Annotated in this window: 18 protein-coding genes; 12 read left to right on the forward strand and 6 right to left on the reverse strand. The window is 33.8% G+C overall.

Going from position 1 to position 19,000, the window contains the following annotated elements:
- The first annotated feature begins 27 nt into the window (after positions 1-27).
- From argS to ACP5QL_RS00630, 12 genes are read left to right on the forward strand one after another with little or no spacing between them, the layout of a single operon-like run.
- Positions 28-1,680 carry an arginine--tRNA ligase gene (argS, locus tag ACP5QL_RS00575; RefSeq protein WP_012583838.1) on the forward strand — a complete coding sequence of 551 codons (1,653 nt, stop codon included), beginning with the start codon at positions 28-30 and terminating at the stop codon, positions 1,678-1,680.
- Between the two features lie 12 nt (positions 1,681-1,692).
- Positions 1,693-2,331, forward strand: a complete 639-nt coding sequence (locus tag ACP5QL_RS00580) for an MBL fold metallo-hydrolase (RefSeq protein WP_428124898.1) — start codon at positions 1,693-1,695, stop codon at positions 2,329-2,331.
- 34 nt (positions 2,332-2,365) lie between these two features.
- Positions 2,366-2,917 (forward strand): HD domain-containing protein, encoded by a 552-nt coding sequence (locus tag ACP5QL_RS00585; RefSeq protein WP_012583840.1) that lies wholly within the window; start codon positions 2,366-2,368, stop codon positions 2,915-2,917.
- 12 nt (positions 2,918-2,929) lie between these two features.
- Positions 2,930-3,403: a QueT transporter family protein gene (locus tag ACP5QL_RS00590; protein WP_012583841.1), complete on the forward strand. Its 474-nt coding sequence runs from the start codon at positions 2,930-2,932 to the stop codon at positions 3,401-3,403.
- 6 nt (positions 3,404-3,409) lie between these two features.
- A complete protein-coding gene (gene tyrS / locus ACP5QL_RS00595; protein ID WP_273333382.1) occupies positions 3,410-4,624 on the forward strand; it encodes a tyrosine--tRNA ligase in 1,215 nt (404 codons plus the stop codon).
- Positions 4,621-5,478: a 3D domain-containing protein gene (locus ACP5QL_RS00600; RefSeq protein ID WP_428124899.1), complete on the forward strand. Its 858-nt coding sequence runs from the start codon at positions 4,621-4,623 to the stop codon at positions 5,476-5,478. The genes tyrS and ACP5QL_RS00600 overlap by 4 nt, the downstream gene beginning before the upstream one ends.
- The gene (gene rsmA, locus ACP5QL_RS00605) at positions 5,478-6,317 is read left to right on the forward strand and encodes a 16S rRNA (adenine(1518)-N(6)/adenine(1519)-N(6))-dimethyltransferase RsmA (protein WP_012583844.1); all 840 of its coding nucleotides are present in this window, start codon (positions 5,478-5,480) and stop codon (positions 6,315-6,317) included. Before ACP5QL_RS00600 ends, rsmA begins: the two co-directional genes overlap by 1 nt.
- Positions 6,305-7,180, forward strand: coding sequence for a 4-(cytidine 5'-diphospho)-2-C-methyl-D-erythritol kinase (gene ispE, locus ACP5QL_RS00610; protein ID WP_012583845.1), 876 nt, complete (start codon positions 6,305-6,307; stop codon positions 7,178-7,180). Before rsmA ends, ispE begins: the two co-directional genes overlap by 13 nt.
- A gap of 1 nt (position 7,181) precedes the next feature.
- A complete protein-coding gene (gene ilvA, locus ACP5QL_RS00615; RefSeq protein WP_273333379.1) occupies positions 7,182-8,396 on the forward strand; it encodes a threonine ammonia-lyase in 1,215 nt (404 codons plus the stop codon).
- Positions 8,396-9,457, forward strand: coding sequence for a M42 family metallopeptidase (locus ACP5QL_RS00620; protein ID WP_273333378.1), 1,062 nt, complete (start codon positions 8,396-8,398; stop codon positions 9,455-9,457). The genes ilvA and ACP5QL_RS00620 overlap by 1 nt, the downstream gene beginning before the upstream one ends.
- A complete protein-coding gene (locus ACP5QL_RS00625; protein ID WP_428124900.1) occupies positions 9,454-10,437 on the forward strand; it encodes a tRNA 4-thiouridine(8) synthase ThiI in 984 nt (327 codons plus the stop codon). Before ACP5QL_RS00620 ends, ACP5QL_RS00625 begins: the two co-directional genes overlap by 4 nt.
- Before the next feature lie 2 nt (positions 10,438-10,439).
- Positions 10,440-12,977, forward strand: coding sequence for a CBS domain-containing protein (locus ACP5QL_RS00630; RefSeq protein ID WP_428124901.1), 2,538 nt, complete (start codon positions 10,440-10,442; stop codon positions 12,975-12,977).
- On the opposite strand, the gene alr is transcribed toward ACP5QL_RS00630, so the two are convergent.
- The 6 genes from alr to ACP5QL_RS00660 are packed head-to-tail and all read right to left on the reverse strand — an operon-like array spanning position 12,955 to position 18,999.
- On the reverse strand, positions 12,955-14,091 hold the full coding sequence (gene alr, locus ACP5QL_RS00635; RefSeq protein ID WP_012583850.1) for an alanine racemase: 1,137 nt from the start codon (positions 14,089-14,091) through the stop codon (positions 12,955-12,957). The genes ACP5QL_RS00630 and alr overlap by 23 nt on opposite strands.
- Complete coding sequence (locus tag ACP5QL_RS00640; RefSeq protein ID WP_012583851.1) at positions 14,091-14,696, reverse strand: V-type ATP synthase subunit D; 606 nt, start codon at positions 14,694-14,696, stop codon at positions 14,091-14,093. Before ACP5QL_RS00640 ends, alr begins: the two co-directional genes overlap by 1 nt.
- On the reverse strand, positions 14,686-16,068 hold the full coding sequence (locus tag ACP5QL_RS00645; protein WP_012583852.1) for a V-type ATP synthase subunit B: 1,383 nt from the start codon (positions 16,066-16,068) through the stop codon (positions 14,686-14,688). The genes ACP5QL_RS00640 and ACP5QL_RS00645 overlap by 11 nt, the downstream gene beginning before the upstream one ends.
- A complete protein-coding gene (locus tag ACP5QL_RS00650) occupies positions 16,061-17,830 on the reverse strand; it encodes a V-type ATP synthase subunit A (RefSeq protein ID WP_272995719.1) in 1,770 nt (589 codons plus the stop codon). The genes ACP5QL_RS00645 and ACP5QL_RS00650 overlap by 8 nt, the downstream gene beginning before the upstream one ends.
- Entirely contained in the window at positions 17,811-18,149 is a 339-nt protein-coding gene (locus ACP5QL_RS00655) for a V-type ATP synthase subunit F (RefSeq protein ID WP_012583854.1), read from the reverse strand. The genes ACP5QL_RS00650 and ACP5QL_RS00655 overlap by 20 nt, the downstream gene beginning before the upstream one ends.
- Positions 18,142-18,999, reverse strand: a complete 858-nt coding sequence (locus ACP5QL_RS00660) for a hypothetical protein (RefSeq protein WP_428124902.1) — start codon at positions 18,997-18,999, stop codon at positions 18,142-18,144. Before ACP5QL_RS00660 ends, ACP5QL_RS00655 begins: the two co-directional genes overlap by 8 nt.
- Position 19,000 lies beyond the last annotated feature (1 nt).

Genomic DNA, 19,000 nt, shown 5'->3' on the forward strand with positions numbered 1-19,000 from the left:
AATAAATAATAAAGCGAGGAATAGAGCATGAGGAAACATATTTATGAGCTCATAAAAAAAGCTGTAAATTCTTTAAAAGAAAAAGAAAATTTTATAGTAGATGATATTGAGATTATTGTAGAAACTCCAAAACAAAAAGAATATGGAGATTACGCAACAGCTGTTGCTCTCCAAATTGCTCAAAAAAATAAAAAACCGCCGAGAGTAGTTGCTGAAAAAATTTCAGAGTACATTAAAAAATCACCCTTTGTAAAAAAAATAGAGATCGCTGGACCAGGTTTTATAAACTTCTTCCTTAATGATGAAGCTTTATGGGAAACTCTCAGATTAATTAGAAAGGATATAGATGATTTTGTAAAAATACCTTCAAAAAAGAAAAAGATACAGATTGAGTTTGGAAGCATCAACCCTACAGGCCCCATGCATATCGCCCATGCAAGAGGAGTAACCATTGGTGATTCTTTAGCAAATCTATTTAAGAGAATAGGTTGGAATACAGAAAAGGAGTTTTATATAAATGATGCTGGGAACCAGATTGATCTTCTTGGCGAATCTCTATATGCAAGATATATGCAGCTCTTAGGTTATGACTATCAAGTTCCCGAAGAAGGTTATCATGGATATTACCTTATAGAGTTAGCAAAAGAGTTATTGAACCAAAAATCCCAGATAGAATCAATGGATGAGACAGAAAAAAAGAAGTTTTTCAAAGAATATGCCCTAAGCAAAATGTTAGAAGACATAAAAACAACACTCCTAAATTTCGGAGTAGAGTACGATGTCTGGTTTAGTGAAAGAACCCTACATGAAAACGGCAAAGTAAAAGAGGTATTAGAAATTTTAAGACAAAATGGGTACACCTATGAGAAAGATGGAGCTCTCTGGTTTTCCTCTACAAAATTTGGAGATGAAAAAGACAGAGTTCTCATAAAAAGTGATGGAAAAGCAACTTACTTTTTAGCTGACATTGCTTATCATTTAAATAAAATTCAAAGAGGTTTCGATTGGATAATCGACGTGTGGGGAGCAGATCATCACGGTCACGTAACTAGGTTAAAAGGAGCAATTCAAGCCTTAGGATATCCTAAGGATATCTTAGAAATAATCTTAGTACAAATGGTAAGACTTATGAGAGGGAATGAAGAAATAAAGATGTCAAAAAGAACAGGAGATTTTATAACCTTAAAGGAGATTCAAGAAGAGGTTGGAAAAGATGCAATAAGATTTTTCTTCTTATTAAGAAGCCCTGAAAGTCAGCTTGACTTTGATATAAATCTTGCTAAAAAGCAATCAGTAGAAAATCCTGTCTATTATGTACAATATGCCCATGCAAGATGTTGTAGTATACTTAAAAATGCAGAAACAAAGGGTTATAATTTGGCAGATCTGGATAAAGCAGATTTATCCCTCCTTAAGGAAGAAAAAGAAAAGGATTTAATATTAAACCTCTTAAGATATCCTGAAAGATTAGAAGATATTACCAGGACCTTAGAGATACATCAGCTTCCTTTTTATCTCTTAAATCTTAGCACTCTCTTTCACGGGTATTACGATTCTTACAAAGTAATAAGTGAAGATAAAGAATTAACCTTAGCAAGACTTGTTCTTGTGGATTGTGTTAGGATTATAATAAAAGATGCCTTAAGTATACTGGGGGTCTCAGCCCCTGAAAAAATGTAAGGGGGTGTGATTATGAAAATAAGATGGTATGGACATGCATGCTTCCTCTTCACAAATTCAGAAGGTAAAAAGATTCTTACAGATCCTTTTGACTCTTCTGTTGGATATCCTCTACCTGACGTGGAACCTAACATAGTTACCGTAAGTCATGAGCATTTTGACCATAATGCGGTCCATCTTTTAAAAGGAAATCCTATAGTAGTACAGGGAGAAGGTGAAACTCAAATAAATAGCGTAAAGATAAAAGGTCTCAATACCTTTCATGACGAAGAAAGAGGTAAGAAGAGAGGAACAAATACCATTTATTTAATTGAAACTGATGGAATTAAAATATTACATTTAGGAGATTTAGGACATATTTTAACGGATGAATATAAAGAAAAAATCGGAGAAGTAAATATACTTTGCATCCCTGTAGGAGGAACCTTTACCATTGATGCTAATGGGGCAGTGAAGGTGATAGAGCTCTTAAAACCCAACGTGGTAATACCAATGCACTATAAAACTCCCCATTTAAAATTTGACCTTGCTAAAGTAGAAGACTTTATCAACAAAGTTAATTATCCTGTAAAAAAATTTGAGGAAAAAGAGATAGAAATAAATAAAGATACCCTTCCTCCTTCTACCGAAGTTTGGATCCTATCCTACTAATCTCAAACTCCATAAAATTCATAGGAGGCTAATTATGAATAGAGACGAAGCCTTAGACAAAGTTAAAAAGTACGTAAAAAATAAAAATTTAATAAAGCACATGCTGGCTACAGAAGCCATTATGAGGGCTCTTGCTAAAAGGTTTAATGAAGACGAAGAAAAATGGGGACTTACTGGACTTTTACATGATATTGATTACGAAATTACAGAGAAGGAACCTGAAAAACACAGTCTTCTTGCAGAAGAATTACTTAAAGACGAAAATCTGTCTAAAGATGTTATCGATGCTATAAAAGCCCACAATGAAATACATAATCTACCAAGAGAAACCCTTCTTGCAAAGGCACTATATGCGGTAGATCCTCTAACAGGACTCATTGTTGCTGCAGCATTAATACACCCTGAAAAAAAGTTGGCTCCTTTAGACGTGAATTTTATCCTCAACAGATTTAAAGAAAAAAGTTTTGCAAGAGGAGCAAATAGAGATCAAATTAAAACCTGCGAAGATTTAGGACTAAGTTTAGAAGAGTTTATAGCGATAGGTTTGGAGGCTATGAAATCAATCTCTGATGAATTAGGATTATAAGGAGGAACTCTTATGAGATCTAAAAAGGTTGCGAAAATAGCATTGTATGCTGCTTCTTATTCAGTACTTACTGTAATTTTAAGTCCCATAAGCTATGGTCCTATTCAAGTAAGAATATCAGAATTCATGACCTTATTTCCATTTATAGACAAGTTAGCCATACCAGGACTTTTTATAGGCTGTGCAATAGCTAATCTATTTAGTCCAGCTGGTTGGATAGATGTGATTTTTGGGAGTTTATTCACTTTAATTGCAGCCTATTTGACCAGAAAAATGCCCAATGTTTATCTTTCCCCTATTCCTCCAATACTTATAAATGCTTTCGGGGTTAGTTTGTATCTTCACCTCTTTTTTAAGCTACCTTATTTGTTAAATGTGCTCTACATAGGAGTAGGCGAAACTATTGCTACATACATTATTGGGCTTCCTATTCTTCTTTACATATTCAGGAATGAAAATTTAAAGAAATTCTTTACCGAGGAGTAGACAGAGATGAGAAAACTAAGTATTGAGGAAGAATTAGAGATATTAAAATCTAATGTGGTAGAAATAATTCCTGAAGATGGCTTATATGAAAAACTAAAAAAAGCACGAGAAGAAGGAAGGCCTTTAAGAGTAAAATTAGGAGCAGATCCTTCTGCTCCTGATCTACATTTAGGACATGCTGTGGTGTTGAGAAAATTAAAACAATTTCAAGATCTTGGACATCAAGTAGTATTTATTATTGGAGATTTTACTGCAAGAATAGGAGATCCCTCAGGGAGGAGCGAAACCAGAAAACCTCTAACTCCAGATCAGGTTAAAAGAAATGCTTTAACCTACCAAGAACAGGTAGGAAAGATTCTTGATGTCACAAAGGCAGAAATAAGGTATCAAGAAGAATGGTTTGGAAAAATGAAATTAGAAGATGTTTTGGTTTTAACTTCCAAATATACCATTGCAAGAATGTTAGAAAGAGACGATTTTGCTCAAAGATTCAAAGAACAAAAACCAATTTTTATACACGAGATCATGTATCCCCTGCTTCAAGCCTATGATTCTGTAGCTATAAAAGCAGATATAGAACTTGGAGGAACTGATCAAAAATTTAACCTTATCGTGGGAAGAGAAATTCAAAGAGAGTATGGTTTGGAACCTCAAGTAGCAATGCTGATGCCAATTTTAGAAGGACTTGATGGGAAACAAAAAATGAGTAAGAGCCTTGGAAATTACATAGGACTTACCGAGCCCCCTAATGAAATGTATGGAAAAGTAATGTCAATTCCTGACGAGTTAATCATTAGATACTATGAGCTTGCAACAGAACTTCCCAAAGAAGAGATTAGAAAAATAGAACAGGAAATGAAAGAAGGAAAGCTTAATCCCAGAGATGCAAAGGCAAGATTAGCAAGAGAAATTGTGAAAATATATCATGGAGAAGAAGCAAGTTTAAAAGCAGAGGAAGAATTTAACAGAATATTTAGAAATAAAGAACTTCCTGAAAATGTACCTGAAGTGGAAATATCTGAACCTAAAATATGGGTTGTAAAACTGCTAACTCAGGTGGGTGCAGCAAAAAGTAATAGCGAAGCCAAAAGACTAATCTCTCAAGGTGCTGTAGAAATAGATGGTACAAGAATAGAAGACATAAATTTAGATATTACTATTGATAAGCCCTTCATATTAAGGGTGGGAAAACACTTTTTTAGGAGGATTAAAAAAGGATGAAAAAAACAAAGAAAAGAATTATAAGTGTTACTGTATTTTTTGGAAGTTTAGTCATAATAGCTTCTGCTAAAATTATAGAAACTAATTTATGGAGAAATTTTACCCATTTAAGACCTATAAAAGAGGTCATCATAGTGGATGGAAATAAGAGACCTATAAAAGTTAAAACCAATGCTGGCTTTGTTTGGGAAGTACTCGAAGAAAAGAAGATAAAAGTATCTAAATTTGATATTGTCAGTCCTCCAGCAAGAACTCCACTAACAGAAAGAATAAAAGAGATAAGAATTACAAGAGTGAATGAGACTACTATTAAAAAAATAAACATTATTGAACCTAAGATCATCCTGAAAGTAACCTATGCAAAAACTTATACAGAGAAGATAAAGGACTATGGAAGGTTTGGTAAGATCGAAGAAATTTACAAAAGAAGAACAATCAATGGAAAACCAGAAAAAAAAGTCCTAATCTCTAAGAAAGAGCTTCAAAAGATGTCCCCTAAAATTATAGAAATTACAACCCCCATCCTTAAATACCTCAAATTAGATTCCGCTACTTTTGAAGTGGTAAAACCCATAAAAGTAACTGCAACCGCCTATGAACCCTGGACTGGAGGCGATGGAAACAACATCACTGCTATAGGCTGGAGAGCTATGAAAGGAATAATAGCTGTAGATCCAAGATACATTCCCCTAAAAAGTGCTTTTTATATTCCTAATTATGGCTTTGCTTTAGCGGGAGATACTGGGGGACTCATAAAAGGATGGAAAGTAGATTTGTGTTTTTCTACCTTAAGAGAAGTAAAATATTTTGGTAGACGAAAAATCACTATTTATCTTCTTAAAAGAATAGCTTAATGGATTTAACAAGCAAATCAAAGCTTATAGAAATTCTTCGAAGGAATAATATATTTCTAAAAAAAAGCTTAGGACAAAACTTTTTAATTGATAAAAATATTTTAAAAAAAATTATTGATGCTTTAGAGATTTCAAAAGAAGACAATATATTAGAGGTGGGGTGCGGAGTTGGAACTTTAACCCTTGAGCTTGCAAAAAAAGCTAAAAAAGTTATTGGAGTAGAGATTGATAAAAGATTCAAATCCATCCTTGAGGAACTATTAAAAGACTATAACAATGTGGAGATACTCTTTGAGGATGTTCTAAAATTAGATCTTTCAAGAATCATAAATTTACCTTATAAACTGGTAGGGAATTTGCCCTATTATATATCTGGTAGTTTCTTGGGAGAATACTTTCAAAAAGGTCCCTATGCCCATCTTATGGTTATAATGCTTCAAAAGGAGATGGCTGAAAGACTAACTTCCTCACCTGGAAGCAAAAAATACAGCCCTCTTTCTATCTTGCTTCACATCACTTATTCTTATGAAATTATCTCAAAAGTTTCCCCTTCTTGCTTTTTTCCTGCACCTGAAGTAGAATCAGTTGTACTAAAATTAAAATTTAACCCTAAACTTGACAAAATCTATAACAAAGAATTCTTCTTCAAACTCATAAAGGAAAGTTTTAATCAAAGAAGAAAATTTCTCCTAAATAACTTGGAAAGAGCTTTTCCTTCTATAGATTGGAAATACGTATTCACCGAACTTAATATTGATGGTAAAATAAGAGCAGAAGAGCTATCGCCTGAAGGATATATTACCTTATCAAATAAGGCTTTTAATTTATGGAAAAGTTAAACATATATACTTTTGGTAAAATTACCCTTTTTCTTGATGTAATAAACAAAAGAGAAGATGGATATCATAATGTAAAAATACTTCTTCACAATGTAGATTTTTGGGACTTTATGCAGATTTCCCTACTTCCTTATCCTCACTTTATATTGGAATCAAATCTCCCCATCCCCTCAGAAGAAAATCTTGTCTACAAAGCTTATAAAAAATTTATTGAAATCACAGGAGAAAAAGTAGGTGCCAAGGTATTCCTTTTCAAGAAAATACCAACTCAGGCAGGACTTGGTGGAGGAAGCTCAAATGCTGCAGGAACAATTTGGGGATTAAATCTTCTTACCAACTTAAATCTCCCTTTGAGAGATATGGCAAAAATAGGAGAGACCTTAGGTTCAGATATTCCCTTCTTCTTTTATGGTGGCTCTGCTATAGCAGAGGGAAAAGGAGAAATTATCAAAAAAATAACCCATCAAAATTTTAAATTTATTCTTATCTTTCCTCCGTATGGTATAAGTACAAAGGAGATCTATTCCAAAATAAAAAAAGAAGATTTAAATATACATATTGACTTTGAAAATATTCTCTTAAATTTTGAGAGAGGAATTTTATTAGAACCATACAATTTTTTTGAATATATAGTTTTTAAGAGATATCCAGAATTAAAAAAAATAAAAGAGTCAATATCCCCCATCACTTATGTGGCTTTAACAGGAACAGGTTCTACCATGTTTGTGGTAATTAAAAATGATTCTGAAATAAAAGAAATCATCAAAAAGCTTGAAGAATACTTAGAAAAGGGTTATAAAATAAAACTTGTTAAATCAAGTCCTTTTGGAATTAAAATTCTTAAGATAAAAGGAGTGTTTTAAAATGATAAGTCTAAAAGATATAGAATCCTCAAGGGAGAGGATTTCACCTTTTATCCACAAAACTCCTATATCCTTTTCCCAAACTTTTAGTGATATGACAAGAAAAGAAGTATTTTTGAAATTTGAAAACTTACAAAAAACAGGTGCATTTAAAATCCGAGGAGCCATAAATTATATATCTCAACTTAAAAAAATTAAAGGAGTTATAACTGCTTCAGCTGGAAATCATGCTCAAGGAGTAGCATACGCAAGTAAAATCTTTGGCATATCTTCTACCATAGTAATGCCCGAAAACACACCATTGATAAAGATTCTATCTACTAAAAACTATGGGGCAAAAATAATCCTTCATGGAAAAGTATATGACGACGCCTTCTATTATGCAAAAGAATTAGCAAAAGAAGAAAATCTTGAATTTGTACCTGCTTTTGATGATGAAAAGATCATTGCTGGCCAAGGAACAATAGGGCTTGAAATCCTTGAAGATCTAAAAGAAATAGAAGCTCTAATTGTCCCAATTGGTGGAGGGGGTCTTGCTTCAGGTATTTTGATTGCATTAAAGGAAACAAATCCAAAAATAAAAGTTTATGGTGTGCAATCTAACGCCTTCCCATATATGTACGAAAAAATAAAAAAAGTAGAGATACCTCAAAAGCCAGAGCAAACCATAGCCGAAGGTATAGCCGTTAAAAAGCCAGGAGAAATTACATCCTCCATAATTGAGACATATATTGATGATATATTTATTGTAGAAGAAGAAAAAATTGCAGAAGCGGTACTTTTACTTTTAGAAAGAGCTAAAACTCTGGTGGAGGGAGCAGGTGCTTCAACCCTTGCTGCCCTCCTAAAGTATTATACAGAGATACCCGAAGAGAAAATAGTACTTATCTTGAGTGGCGGTAATATCGACGTAAGTCTATTAACAAAAATCATTGAGTTTGGCCTTATGGAAGCAGGGAGGATTGTCCACATGAAAGTAAAACTTCCTGATCTTCCTGGACATTTATCTGAGGTAATTGACGTTATATCCAAAGAAAAGGCAAATATTATTACCATCCATCAAGATCCGTCCTTACCTTTCTTCCCTAAGATAGAAAGTAATGTAGAATTTACCCTTGAAACCAAAAATCCCGACCAAATTAGGAGAATTTTTGATAAAATAAAAGAGAAAGGCTATGAAATTGAAATTTTAGAAAAAGGAGGAATTGTTAAATAATGAGTGATCTATTAAATATGCTCAAAGAAATCACAGAAGCTCCTGGAGTATCAGGATATGAGAAAGGGATAAGAGAAGTCTTAAAAAAATATCTATCTGAAATTGCAGTATTAGAAGAGGATCGTCTTGGAAGCTTGATATTTAAAAAACAAGGTTCTAAAGAAACTCCAAAAGTAATGCTAGCAGCTCATATGGATGAAATTGGATTCATGGTAAAAAGCATAACTTCCAACGGCTTTATAAAATTCCTACCTCTTGGAGGCTGGTGGGATCAGGTTCTTTTATCTCAAAGGGTAATTATACACACCCAAAATGGTCCCATCGTAGGAGTAATAGGTTCTAAACCCCCTCATATATTATCAGAAGAGGAAAGAAAAAAAGTAGTAGAAAAGAAAGATATGTATATTGATATTGGAGCAAATAGCGAGGAAGAAGCCTTAAATTGGGGAGTAAGACCTGGAGACCCTATAACCCCTTATAGTGAATTCCAAGTAATGCATAACCCTGATTTTCTCTTAGCTAAGGCATGGGATGATAGGGTGGGATGTGCCCTTCTTGTGGAAATAATAAAAGAACTGAAAAATATAGATCATCCTAACACCATATATGGAGCTGCTACAGTCCAAGAGGAAATAGGACTAAGAGGAGCAACCACATCCTCTTTTGTAGTTAATCCTGATGTCGCCATTATATTAGAATCTGATATCGCTACAGATGTACCAGGCATAAACGAAGAAAAGAGGATCTATTTAGGAAAAGGTCCTTCTATAATAATTTACGATGCTACCATGATTCCTAACTCCAACTTAAGAAGAATATTTATAGAAACTGCTGAAAAACTAAATATACCAATACAATATTCTGCTCTTGAAAGAGGAGGAACCGATGGGGGAAGAATTCACATTCATGCTAAAGGTGTACCTTCAATAGTAGTTGGCGTGCCTGCAAGATATATCCATTCTCATACCAGTATTATTAATGTGCAAGATTTCTTAAATGCCAAAAAACTGATAGTGGAAGTTATCAAGAGCCTTAATAAGGAAATAGTAGAGAGTCTATGAAAAAAGCAAGAGCTATATCATTAATTTCAGGAGGTCTTGATAGTATCCTTGCTACATGGCTTATCCTACAACAAAACATAGATGTAATAGGAATAACTTTTTCTACTCCCTTTTTTAATTTAGAACGGGCTAAAAGGGCATATGAATTTCTAAATATACCTTTACATATAGTAGACATAACCGAAGAATATATGGATATCTTAAAAAACCCAAGATTTGGTTACGGCAAAAATATGAACCCTTGCATTGATTGCCATGCTTTTATGGTTAAAAAGGCTAAAGAACTTCTAAAAGAATTTAATGCAGAATTTATCATCACTGGAGAGGTTTTAGGAGAAAGACCCATGTCTCAGAATAAACAATCCCTCAAACTTGTTGAAAAATACTCTGGAACCGAAGATATTCTCCTAAGACCTCTCTCTGCAAAACTTCTCCCCCCTACAAAACCAGAAAGAGAAGGATTAGTAGATAGAGAAAAACTCTTAGATATAAAAGGAAGATCAAGAAAAGTACAGTTAGAGCTTGCTAAAAAAATAGGTCTAAAAGAAATCCCTACCCCAGCTGGAGGATGCCTTTTAACAGAGCCTAATTTTTCCCGTAGATTAAAAGACTTATTAGAACACAACAAAAATATAAATAGAAGAGATTTAGAACTTTTAAAAATAGGTCGACACTTTAGATTAGACAATAATACAAAAGTAATTGTAGGAAGAAATAAAGAAGAAAATGAAGAACTAATGTATCTTGCCACGGAAGAAGACACTATCCTTAAAGCAGAAGAGCCATCTCCTATAGTTATAGTTCCCAATAAAATTGTGGAAAACGAAAAAGAGCTTCAAGAAATTGGAAAAATCACTGCTTATTACAGTGATCATAAAGAAGAGCCAAGAGTTAAGGTGAAAGTCAAATTAGGAAACAGAGAAAAAGAAATAGAAGTAGTTCCCTATAACAAAGAAAATTTTCCTTATAAGCCTATATAACCATGGAAAAAGTGCCTATAATCCTAACCCATACTTATCTTGATTTTGATGCTCTCTCATCTCTCTATGCTGCAAAAAAACTTTATCCTAAAGCTATAGCTTACACAAGCAAGAGCATGGAGAGAAAAGTCTATGAATTTTACCTACTTTATAAAGATATATTAAGATTTGTAGAAAATCCTGAGATAAACGTAGAGATAGAAAAAATAATTCTTGTTGACAATCATTGGTTAAATCGAATAGAAAAAAAATTCCATGACTTTATCAAAGAAAAAAAAGTACCCATAGAAATTTATGATCATCATGAAACAGGAGATATAAAAGGAGATATAGAATTTATTGAAAAAACCGGATCAACTACAACTATTCTTGTGGAAAAACTTATAGAAAAGAGAATTCCTATAGATCCTATTGAAGCTACCATTTTTCTTTTAGGTATATATCAAGATACGGGAAATTTTGTATTTTTAAATACTACTCCTAAGGACCTAAGAATAGCAAGCTATTTACTTGAAAGAGGCGCAGATTTAAATATTATCAATAGATACATTTATGAGAAATTGACCGATGAGCAAAAAGAATTACTAAATGATCTCTTACAAATATCAAAAGAGATATCCATAAGTGGCTACAAAATAGTTATAGCCAAAATAGAAAGAGAAAAATATGTGGAAGGACTATCTATAATTGCGCATAGAGTTCTTGACGAAAAAGAAGCAGATATTCTATTCATTATTCTCCAGGTAAAAGATAAAATTTTTGTCATGGGCAGATCAAAGACTCAAAACATTGATCTCAGAGAAGTATTAAAAGATTTTAATCCAGGTGGACATAAAACTGCCACCACCATCGTTCTTAATTCTCAAGAAACTGACCCTAATTCTGCAGAAAATTTAATAATAGAAAGGCTAAAAAAACATCTTCCGAGGGATTTTTTAGCAAAGGATATCATGTCCTATCCTGTAGTTACGATCTCTCCTGATATATCTGTAAAAGAAGCCTTTAAAATCATGATGAAACACGGATACGGAGGATTATGTGTTGAGGAAAATGGAAAACTTGTGGGAATTATAAGTAGAAGAGATATTGAAAAAGCTATAAACCTTAAACTAACAAAGAAAAAAGTGAAATCCTTTATGTCCAAACCAGTAATAACAGTAACTCCAGAAACACCAATTTGGGAGATAGAGAAAATTCTTGTAGAGAAGAATATTGGTAGAGTTCCAGTAGTGGATAGGGACAAAATTGTAGGTATAATAACAAGACAAGATATTCTAAGATTTAGATTTTTACGTTCTACTATCTACTCACCCCTTGGCAGCATCTTCCAAATAAGTGAGGAAAAAATTAAATCATCTCCATGGAAAGAAATCTTAGAAGAACTTAAAAATCTTACTTCTCAATACAATATATCTATCTATGCTATAGGAGGATTTGTAAGAGATCTATTATTAGGACAGTCTAACTATGATCTTGATATAGTTGTAGAAGGGGATATTCAACTTGTGATCTCAAAAATTATAGATAAATGGCAGAGCAAAGTTATAACTCATCCTCAGTTTGGTACCTCGGAAATACTACTGAATGATAGAAAAAGAATAGACATTGCTACCGCAAGAATAGAATACTATGAGGAACCTGGAAGTCTCCCCAAAGTAGAAAGAAGCTCTCTATGGTTAGATCTTAAAAGAAGAGACTTCACTATAAATGCTTTGGCTATGAGTCTAAACGAAGAAAACTTTGGAGAGATCATTGATCTTTATGGAGGATTAGAAGACCTTACTAGAAAAGAGTTAAGAGTACTTCATAATTTAAGTTTTATAGAAGATCCTACCAGAATATTAAGGGGTGTAAGATTAGAAGTCAGACTTGGATTTAATTTTGAAGAAAAAACCTTCAAACTTCTTAAAGAAGCCATAGAAAACGGCTTTCTAAATAAAATTGCTAAGGAGAGATTAAAAGATGAAATTTTTCTCATACTTCAAGAACCCCAACCTGAAAAGGTGTTAAAACGACTTGAAGAATTAAACGCCCTTTCTTATATACTTCCCGTTAAAAGACTTCCTAAAAATTTTGAAAAGAAAAATCAAATATTAAGAAGAGAATTTCCAGAAAAACTTGAGCTTCAGATACTTAATATCATCTCTGAAGCCGATACAGAAGAAGGAAAAAAATGGTTACAAGACTTGAAATTTCCTAAAAAAGTGCTTTATCAATTTATTCTCCTTAAAAAGTATGAAAATACCAATACCCTATCCGAAAAAGATATAAAAAGCCTTTTAGATCTTCCAAATGATTTATTACTTCTTCTTTCTTTAACTGCAAAAAAAATTGGAAAAAACATTCTAAGAATAAAGCTACTCAAAGAGAAAGGAGTACCTTATCTTAAAGGAGAAGATCTTATAAACATGGGTTTTAAAGGGAAAATAATAGGAGATTTATTAAAGAAATTATTTCTAAAGCACTACTATGGAGAAGTAAAATCTAAAGAGGATGAAGAAAAAATAATAAAAGAGTTTATAAATTCAACTCAGTTATAGGATCATTCAATACCTTTCCTTGAAACTTATATATACTTTTAAGCCTTTTTGCAGACCCAAAACCTGTTAGAATCTCGTAAGGAATAGTATTAGATAAAATTGCAAGTTCCTGAGCATCAACCATTTTTTCATTCTCTCTACCCATTACTGTCACTAAGTCTCCTCTTTTTACCTCTTTATCTGTTATATCAATAGTAAATTGATCCATTGATACTCTACCAATGATCTTACAATATTCTCCATTAACAATAACCCTTCCTTTATTAGAAAGATCCCTCCTATATCCATCAGCATACCCTAAGGGAACAATAGCAATCTTAGTACTTTTCTCAGTCATAAATGTATGCCCATATCCCACACCCCATCCTTCAGGAAGCTCCTTTACAAGCGTAATTCTTGCTTTAATCTCCATAACAGGTTTCAGTAATTTATCACCATATCCATATAAAGATATTCCTGGTCTTACTGCATTAAAATGAAACTCTGGAAAATTAAAAATACCCCCTGTATTGGAAAAGTGGAAAACCAAATCTTCATCTTTGAATTGATTATATATGTCATAGAATAGCTTCTTTTGAAAAATATTATAGGGATCTTTTTTGTTTTCAGGATTAGATAGGTGAGAAGAAATCCCTTCAAGGATTAAGTTAGGATATCTCCTTAGGAGTTTTAATATTTCTTCGGATTCGGAGGGAAGAAAACCCTCTCTACCCATTCCTGTATCAAAAATTAGATGAACTTTTAGTTTCTTATCTTTATTATTAGAATATTTCCCTAACTCATCCAGAAATTCTATGTCAGAAATAACTGGAGTAAGTTCATATTCAAAATAATAAGGAATAGAAGATTTCAACTGGGGGGAAAGCACTAATATTTTCTTATTAACACCTATTTTTCTTAAGAAGATACCCTCATCTATATGAGCTACAGCAAAAGTATTAATATTAGCATATTTTTGCAAAAATAAAGATATAACTTTAGCCCCATGACCATAGGCATCAGCCTTAACCACTGCTATTACATCAACCTTTCCCCCAACTTTTTCTTTTATAACTTTTAAATTATCTAAAAGAAAAGAGAGATTAATCTCTCTCCAAGCCAATATCTCTTTCATTAAGATTCCTTCAATCTCAAAAGTCTGAAAAAGTTACTTCTCTCAAGTTCCTCCAATTTAACAGTGATAAGTTTTATGGTCTCCTCTATTTGGGGTATAAGTTTGTACTCAAGGGCATTTACCCTTCTCTTAGTCCTTTCAATCTCCTCAGCAAGAGAAATCAAATATCTTTCTTTATTTGCAAGAGCTATTATATTTTCGAGTAATTTACTCCATCTCTCAACCAATTCGTCCATCATAGAAGGAGTCTCAAGATAACTATAAAAAGGAATATAAAGATTTCCTACAGAGATTTCCTTTACAGGTATGTTCATCTTCTTTGCTAATTTTGAGAAAACTGTAGTTTTACCATCGTTGACTTGAAGCAAAGTCTCCCAAAGAGGACCAGAAAGTCTTATATATACCATGCCTCCCACAGAGAGAAATTCAAGAAATTCTTTTTCTATTAGTTCTCTTAATGTCCTATAGTTTTGAACCTCTTCCATGAACCTTTGAATTAAACCTTCCAACTTATCCTGGAGCAATTTGTGCCCTCTTTTTGCAATAGCAAGCCTTTTTCTTAATCTTAAAAGCTCCATTCTATTGGGATTTACTTTAAGAGGCATCTTCCTTCCCCCAAAATTCATCAAGATATTCAGGTCTAATTCTCTTAAGACTTGCTCTTGGAAGCCTTCTTAATAGTTTCCACCCTAAATTTAATGTCTCAAATATACTTCTATTCTCATATTCTCCCTGCTTAATAAACTCCATTTCAAAAGCTTCAGCAAACTCTAAGAACTGAACATCCTCTTCTGTAAGAGCAGCCTCACCTAAAACCACAGCAAGTTCTTTTGCTTCAAGACCCCGTGAATAAGCAGCATACAACTGATTAGATAAATCTCCATGATCTTTTCTTGTTCTTCCTTCTCCTATGCCACCTCTCATTAATCTTGAGAGTGACTGCAATACATCAATAGGGGGATATATACCACGTCTGTGGAGCTCTCTACTTAAAAATATCTGTCCTTCAGTGATATATCCAGTCAAGTCAGGAATAGGATGAGTTCTATCATCCTCAGGCATAGTCAATATAGGCAAAAGGGTTATTGAACCTTTTTTCCCCTTGATTCTTCCTGCCCTCTCATAAAGAGTAGCAAGGTCTGTATAAAGATATCCAGGATATCCACGTCTTCCTGGAACCTCTTTTCTTGAAGCCGAAACTTCTCTCAAAGCTTCGGCATAATTGGTCATATCACTTAATATTACCAGAACATGCATGTCCAAATCAAAGGCAAGATATTCTGCTGCTGTTAACGCAAATCTTGGGGTTGCTATTCTCTCAATTACAGGATCATTGGCAAGGTTTATAAACAAAACAGTTCTTTCTAAAGCACCTGTACTCCTAAAATTCTCTATAAAGAAGTTTGCCTCTTCAAAAGTTATTCCCATAGCTCCAAAAACTACGGCAAACTTTTCCTCCTCGTTAAGAAGTCTTGCCTGTCTTGCTATCTGAGCAGCAAGAGTAGCATGAGGAAGTCCTGCCCCTGAAAATATAGGAATCTTTTGTCCCCTTACAATGGTGTTCATACCATCTATAGCAGAAATTCCAGTCTGTATGAATTCTTGAGGATATGCTCTTGAATAGGGGTTTATAGGACTTCCATTTATATCCATTCTTTTCTGAGGAATAATTTCAGGACCACCATCTCTTGGTCTACCAAGACCATCAAAGGTCCTTCCAAGAATTTCTGGAGATAAATTTATCTCAAGGACATGTCCCAAAAATTTTATTCGCATTCCTTTCAAAGATAAATCCTGAGTACTAGCAAACATCTGTACTAAAGCAGCCCCTTCTTGAGCCTCAAGAACTTGTCCTTGTCTTATTTCCCCATTTGCAAGCTTTACTTCTACCACTTCTCCATATTTTACATTTTCAATATTCTCCACAAGAACCAAAGGTCCGCTTATCTTCGAAACCGAGGTATATTCCTTAGGCATATTCCCTTGTTCCCTCCTTTATTCCCTCAAGCCTTTTTTTGATCTCCATAAGCAAAGCCTCAAGCTCGTTTATACGATCCTCAGGAACAAATTTCATCCTTGCTATCTTTTCTCTTTCAGGAAGTCTCAAAATATCTTCTAAAGGATATCCCTCTTCTATTAAACTCTGTGCTATGCTATGAAAAGTCATAATATTTTTTAACATCAAATATTGCTTGTAAGGAGAGGTATAAGTATCTACTTCATGAAGAGCATTCTGATGCAAGAAATCCTCTCTTATAGAACGAGCGGTTTCAAGAGTCAGCCTATCTTGAGGGGATAGAGCTTCCATACCCACAAGCCTTACTATATCTTGAAGTTCTGCTTCTCTTTGAAGAATAGCCATTGCTTCTTGTCTCAAATCATAAAAATCTTCTGCCACATTTTCTTTCCAATATCTACTTACAGGTTCCAAATATAGAGAATAACTTACAAGCCAATCAACGGCAGGGAAATGTCTACTAAAAGCTAAACGAGCATCAAGTCCCCAAAATACTTTCGTGACCCTTAAGGTTGCTTGAACCACAGGATCTGATAGGTCTCCTCCGGGAGGTGATACAGCACCTATTATGCTTACAGATCCAATCTTATTCTCTTTCCCAAGACACTTTACTAAACCTGCCCTTTCATAGAAACTGGCAACTCTCGAAGCCAGGTATGCAGGATATCCTTCCTCACCAGGCATTTCTCCAAGTCTTCCTGATATTTCCCTCATAGCCTCTGCCCAACGAGATGTAGAATCAGCCATAAGAGCCACATGGTATCCCATATCTCTAAAGTATTCAGCAATGGTTATTCCCGTAAATACTGAAGCTTCCCTTGCAGCCACAGGCATATTAGATGTATTAGCTATCAAAATAGTTCTTTCCATCAAAGGCTTCCCTGTTCTTGGATCTTTCAATTCTGGAAATTCTATAAGAACTTCTGTCATTTCATTTCCTCTTTCCCCACAACCTATATAAACCACAACTTCCGCATCAGCCCATTTAGCAAGCTGATGTTGAATTATAGTCTTACCACTTCCGAAAGGTCCAGGAACACAAGCAGTACCACCTTTTACAAGAGGAAAGAAAGTATCAAGAACCCTTTGGCCAGTTATAAGAGGAATTTGAGGAGGAAGTTTCTCTTTAACAGGTCTTTGATATCTTACAGGCCATTTATGCATTAACTTTAATTCATGTCTATTACCGTTCTCATCTTCTAAAATTCCTATAACTTCATCCACTGTATAAGATCCACTTTTAATCTCCAAAAGTTTTCCTTTTAGATAAGGAGGAACAAGAATTCTATGTTCCAAAGCCGAAGTTTCCTGCACAACTCCAAGGATATCTCCACCTTCCACATAATCTCCTGACTTGACTCTTGCCTCAAAATTCCATTTTTTTTCTCTATCAAGGGCTGGAAAAGATAGACCTCTACTTAGAAAATCTCCGCTTATCTCAGCAAGTTTATTTAATGGTCTTTGAATACCGTCATAAATTTGACTTACAATTCCAGGACCAAGCTCTACCGAAAGAGGCTCACCTAAAGCATAAACAGGTTCACCAGGTCCTATACCCTGAGTTTCCTCGTACACCTGAATATATACCAATTCATTATCAAGCCCTATGACTTCACCAAAAAGTTCAAGCTCCCCTACCCTAACCATCTCATACATCTTTACATTGGGAAGCCCTTTTGCTACCACAAGAGGACCTGCTACTCTAACTATTTTTCCTTCCATAATATCCCTCTCCTTCAGAAATAATATCAATTCCCAAGGCTTTCTCAGCTATATCTCTCAAAATCTCTTCCCCTAATTTCTTATTAGAAAAGGTATCGGGTAAAATGAGGGGAATCTTCTCTCTTCCTTTCAAATTCTCAACAATTTTTCCAGCCACGCTTTCAAGAACAATAATAAGAGAATATTCTCTCTCAGAGAGACTTTTATAAACCTCGTAAGCCTCGTCAGAATTTTTGACAGGATAAATATCAATACCAAAAACTTTAAAAATCTCAACAAGAATATCCAGTCCTATCACTGCAATTTTACTTTCATTCATTTACTCTCAACAACCCTCTTTCCCAATATTCCTTAGGAATTCTCATCTTTTTATTTTCAAGAAGGAATAAAAGATCCTCCATCTCCCACATCTTAGCATAAAAATAGTAAAAAACCACTTCAGGACCACTTACTACATTTTTAAAGTTCTTACTCATATAGGAATATAGATATTTCTTAATAAGAATATCAGGATCATAAATTTTTGAATCCTCTAGAAATTTTTGCCTTAATTCCTCATCTTCATAGAGTATTTTATAAGGAGTCAGATCCAAATTAATTTTTCTTAAGAATTCTAATGCATAAGGAGTCTTTTCAATTCTTGTCTCTATCTTCATAAAGTTAAGCTTATTCTTTAGAATTACAAAATCTCTTACCTTAGTATTTTCTACATCCTTTAATAAATCCTTTGAAGCCTCCAAAATTCCAAAATCTATTATAATATTCAACCAACCCACATCGCTGACCTGCTGAGAAATTTTCTGGATCTTAGAGGACAACTTGATTTTTAACTCCTTATATGTCTTCCCATAAAGGAAATTAAAAGAAATTTCCATTTTTTCTTTTTCCAATTGCAGAATCTCATTTCTTACATCGTGAGTCAAAAACTCAAAAAGCATTAAATCCCAATAGGGATACTTCACAGTATTTGATATTACTTTTAAATCCTCATACAAAACTTTCAAAAATCCAGAATATCCCTCCAAAAGAGGAGCATAAATAGTCTCTTTAAGAAGACTATAAATATCACCTAAATCAGAACTCAAAATAACTTCCCACTGGCGCTTATCAAGAAGTTTGGGTAGTTTAGCTTTTAAATTTGTAGAAAGAAATAAATATTCTGTATACATA

Origin of the sequence: Dictyoglomus sp., assembly GCF_049968615.1 — a bacterium.
GTDB classification, from domain to species: Bacteria; Dictyoglomota; Dictyoglomia; order Dictyoglomales; family Dictyoglomaceae; genus Dictyoglomus; species Dictyoglomus turgidum.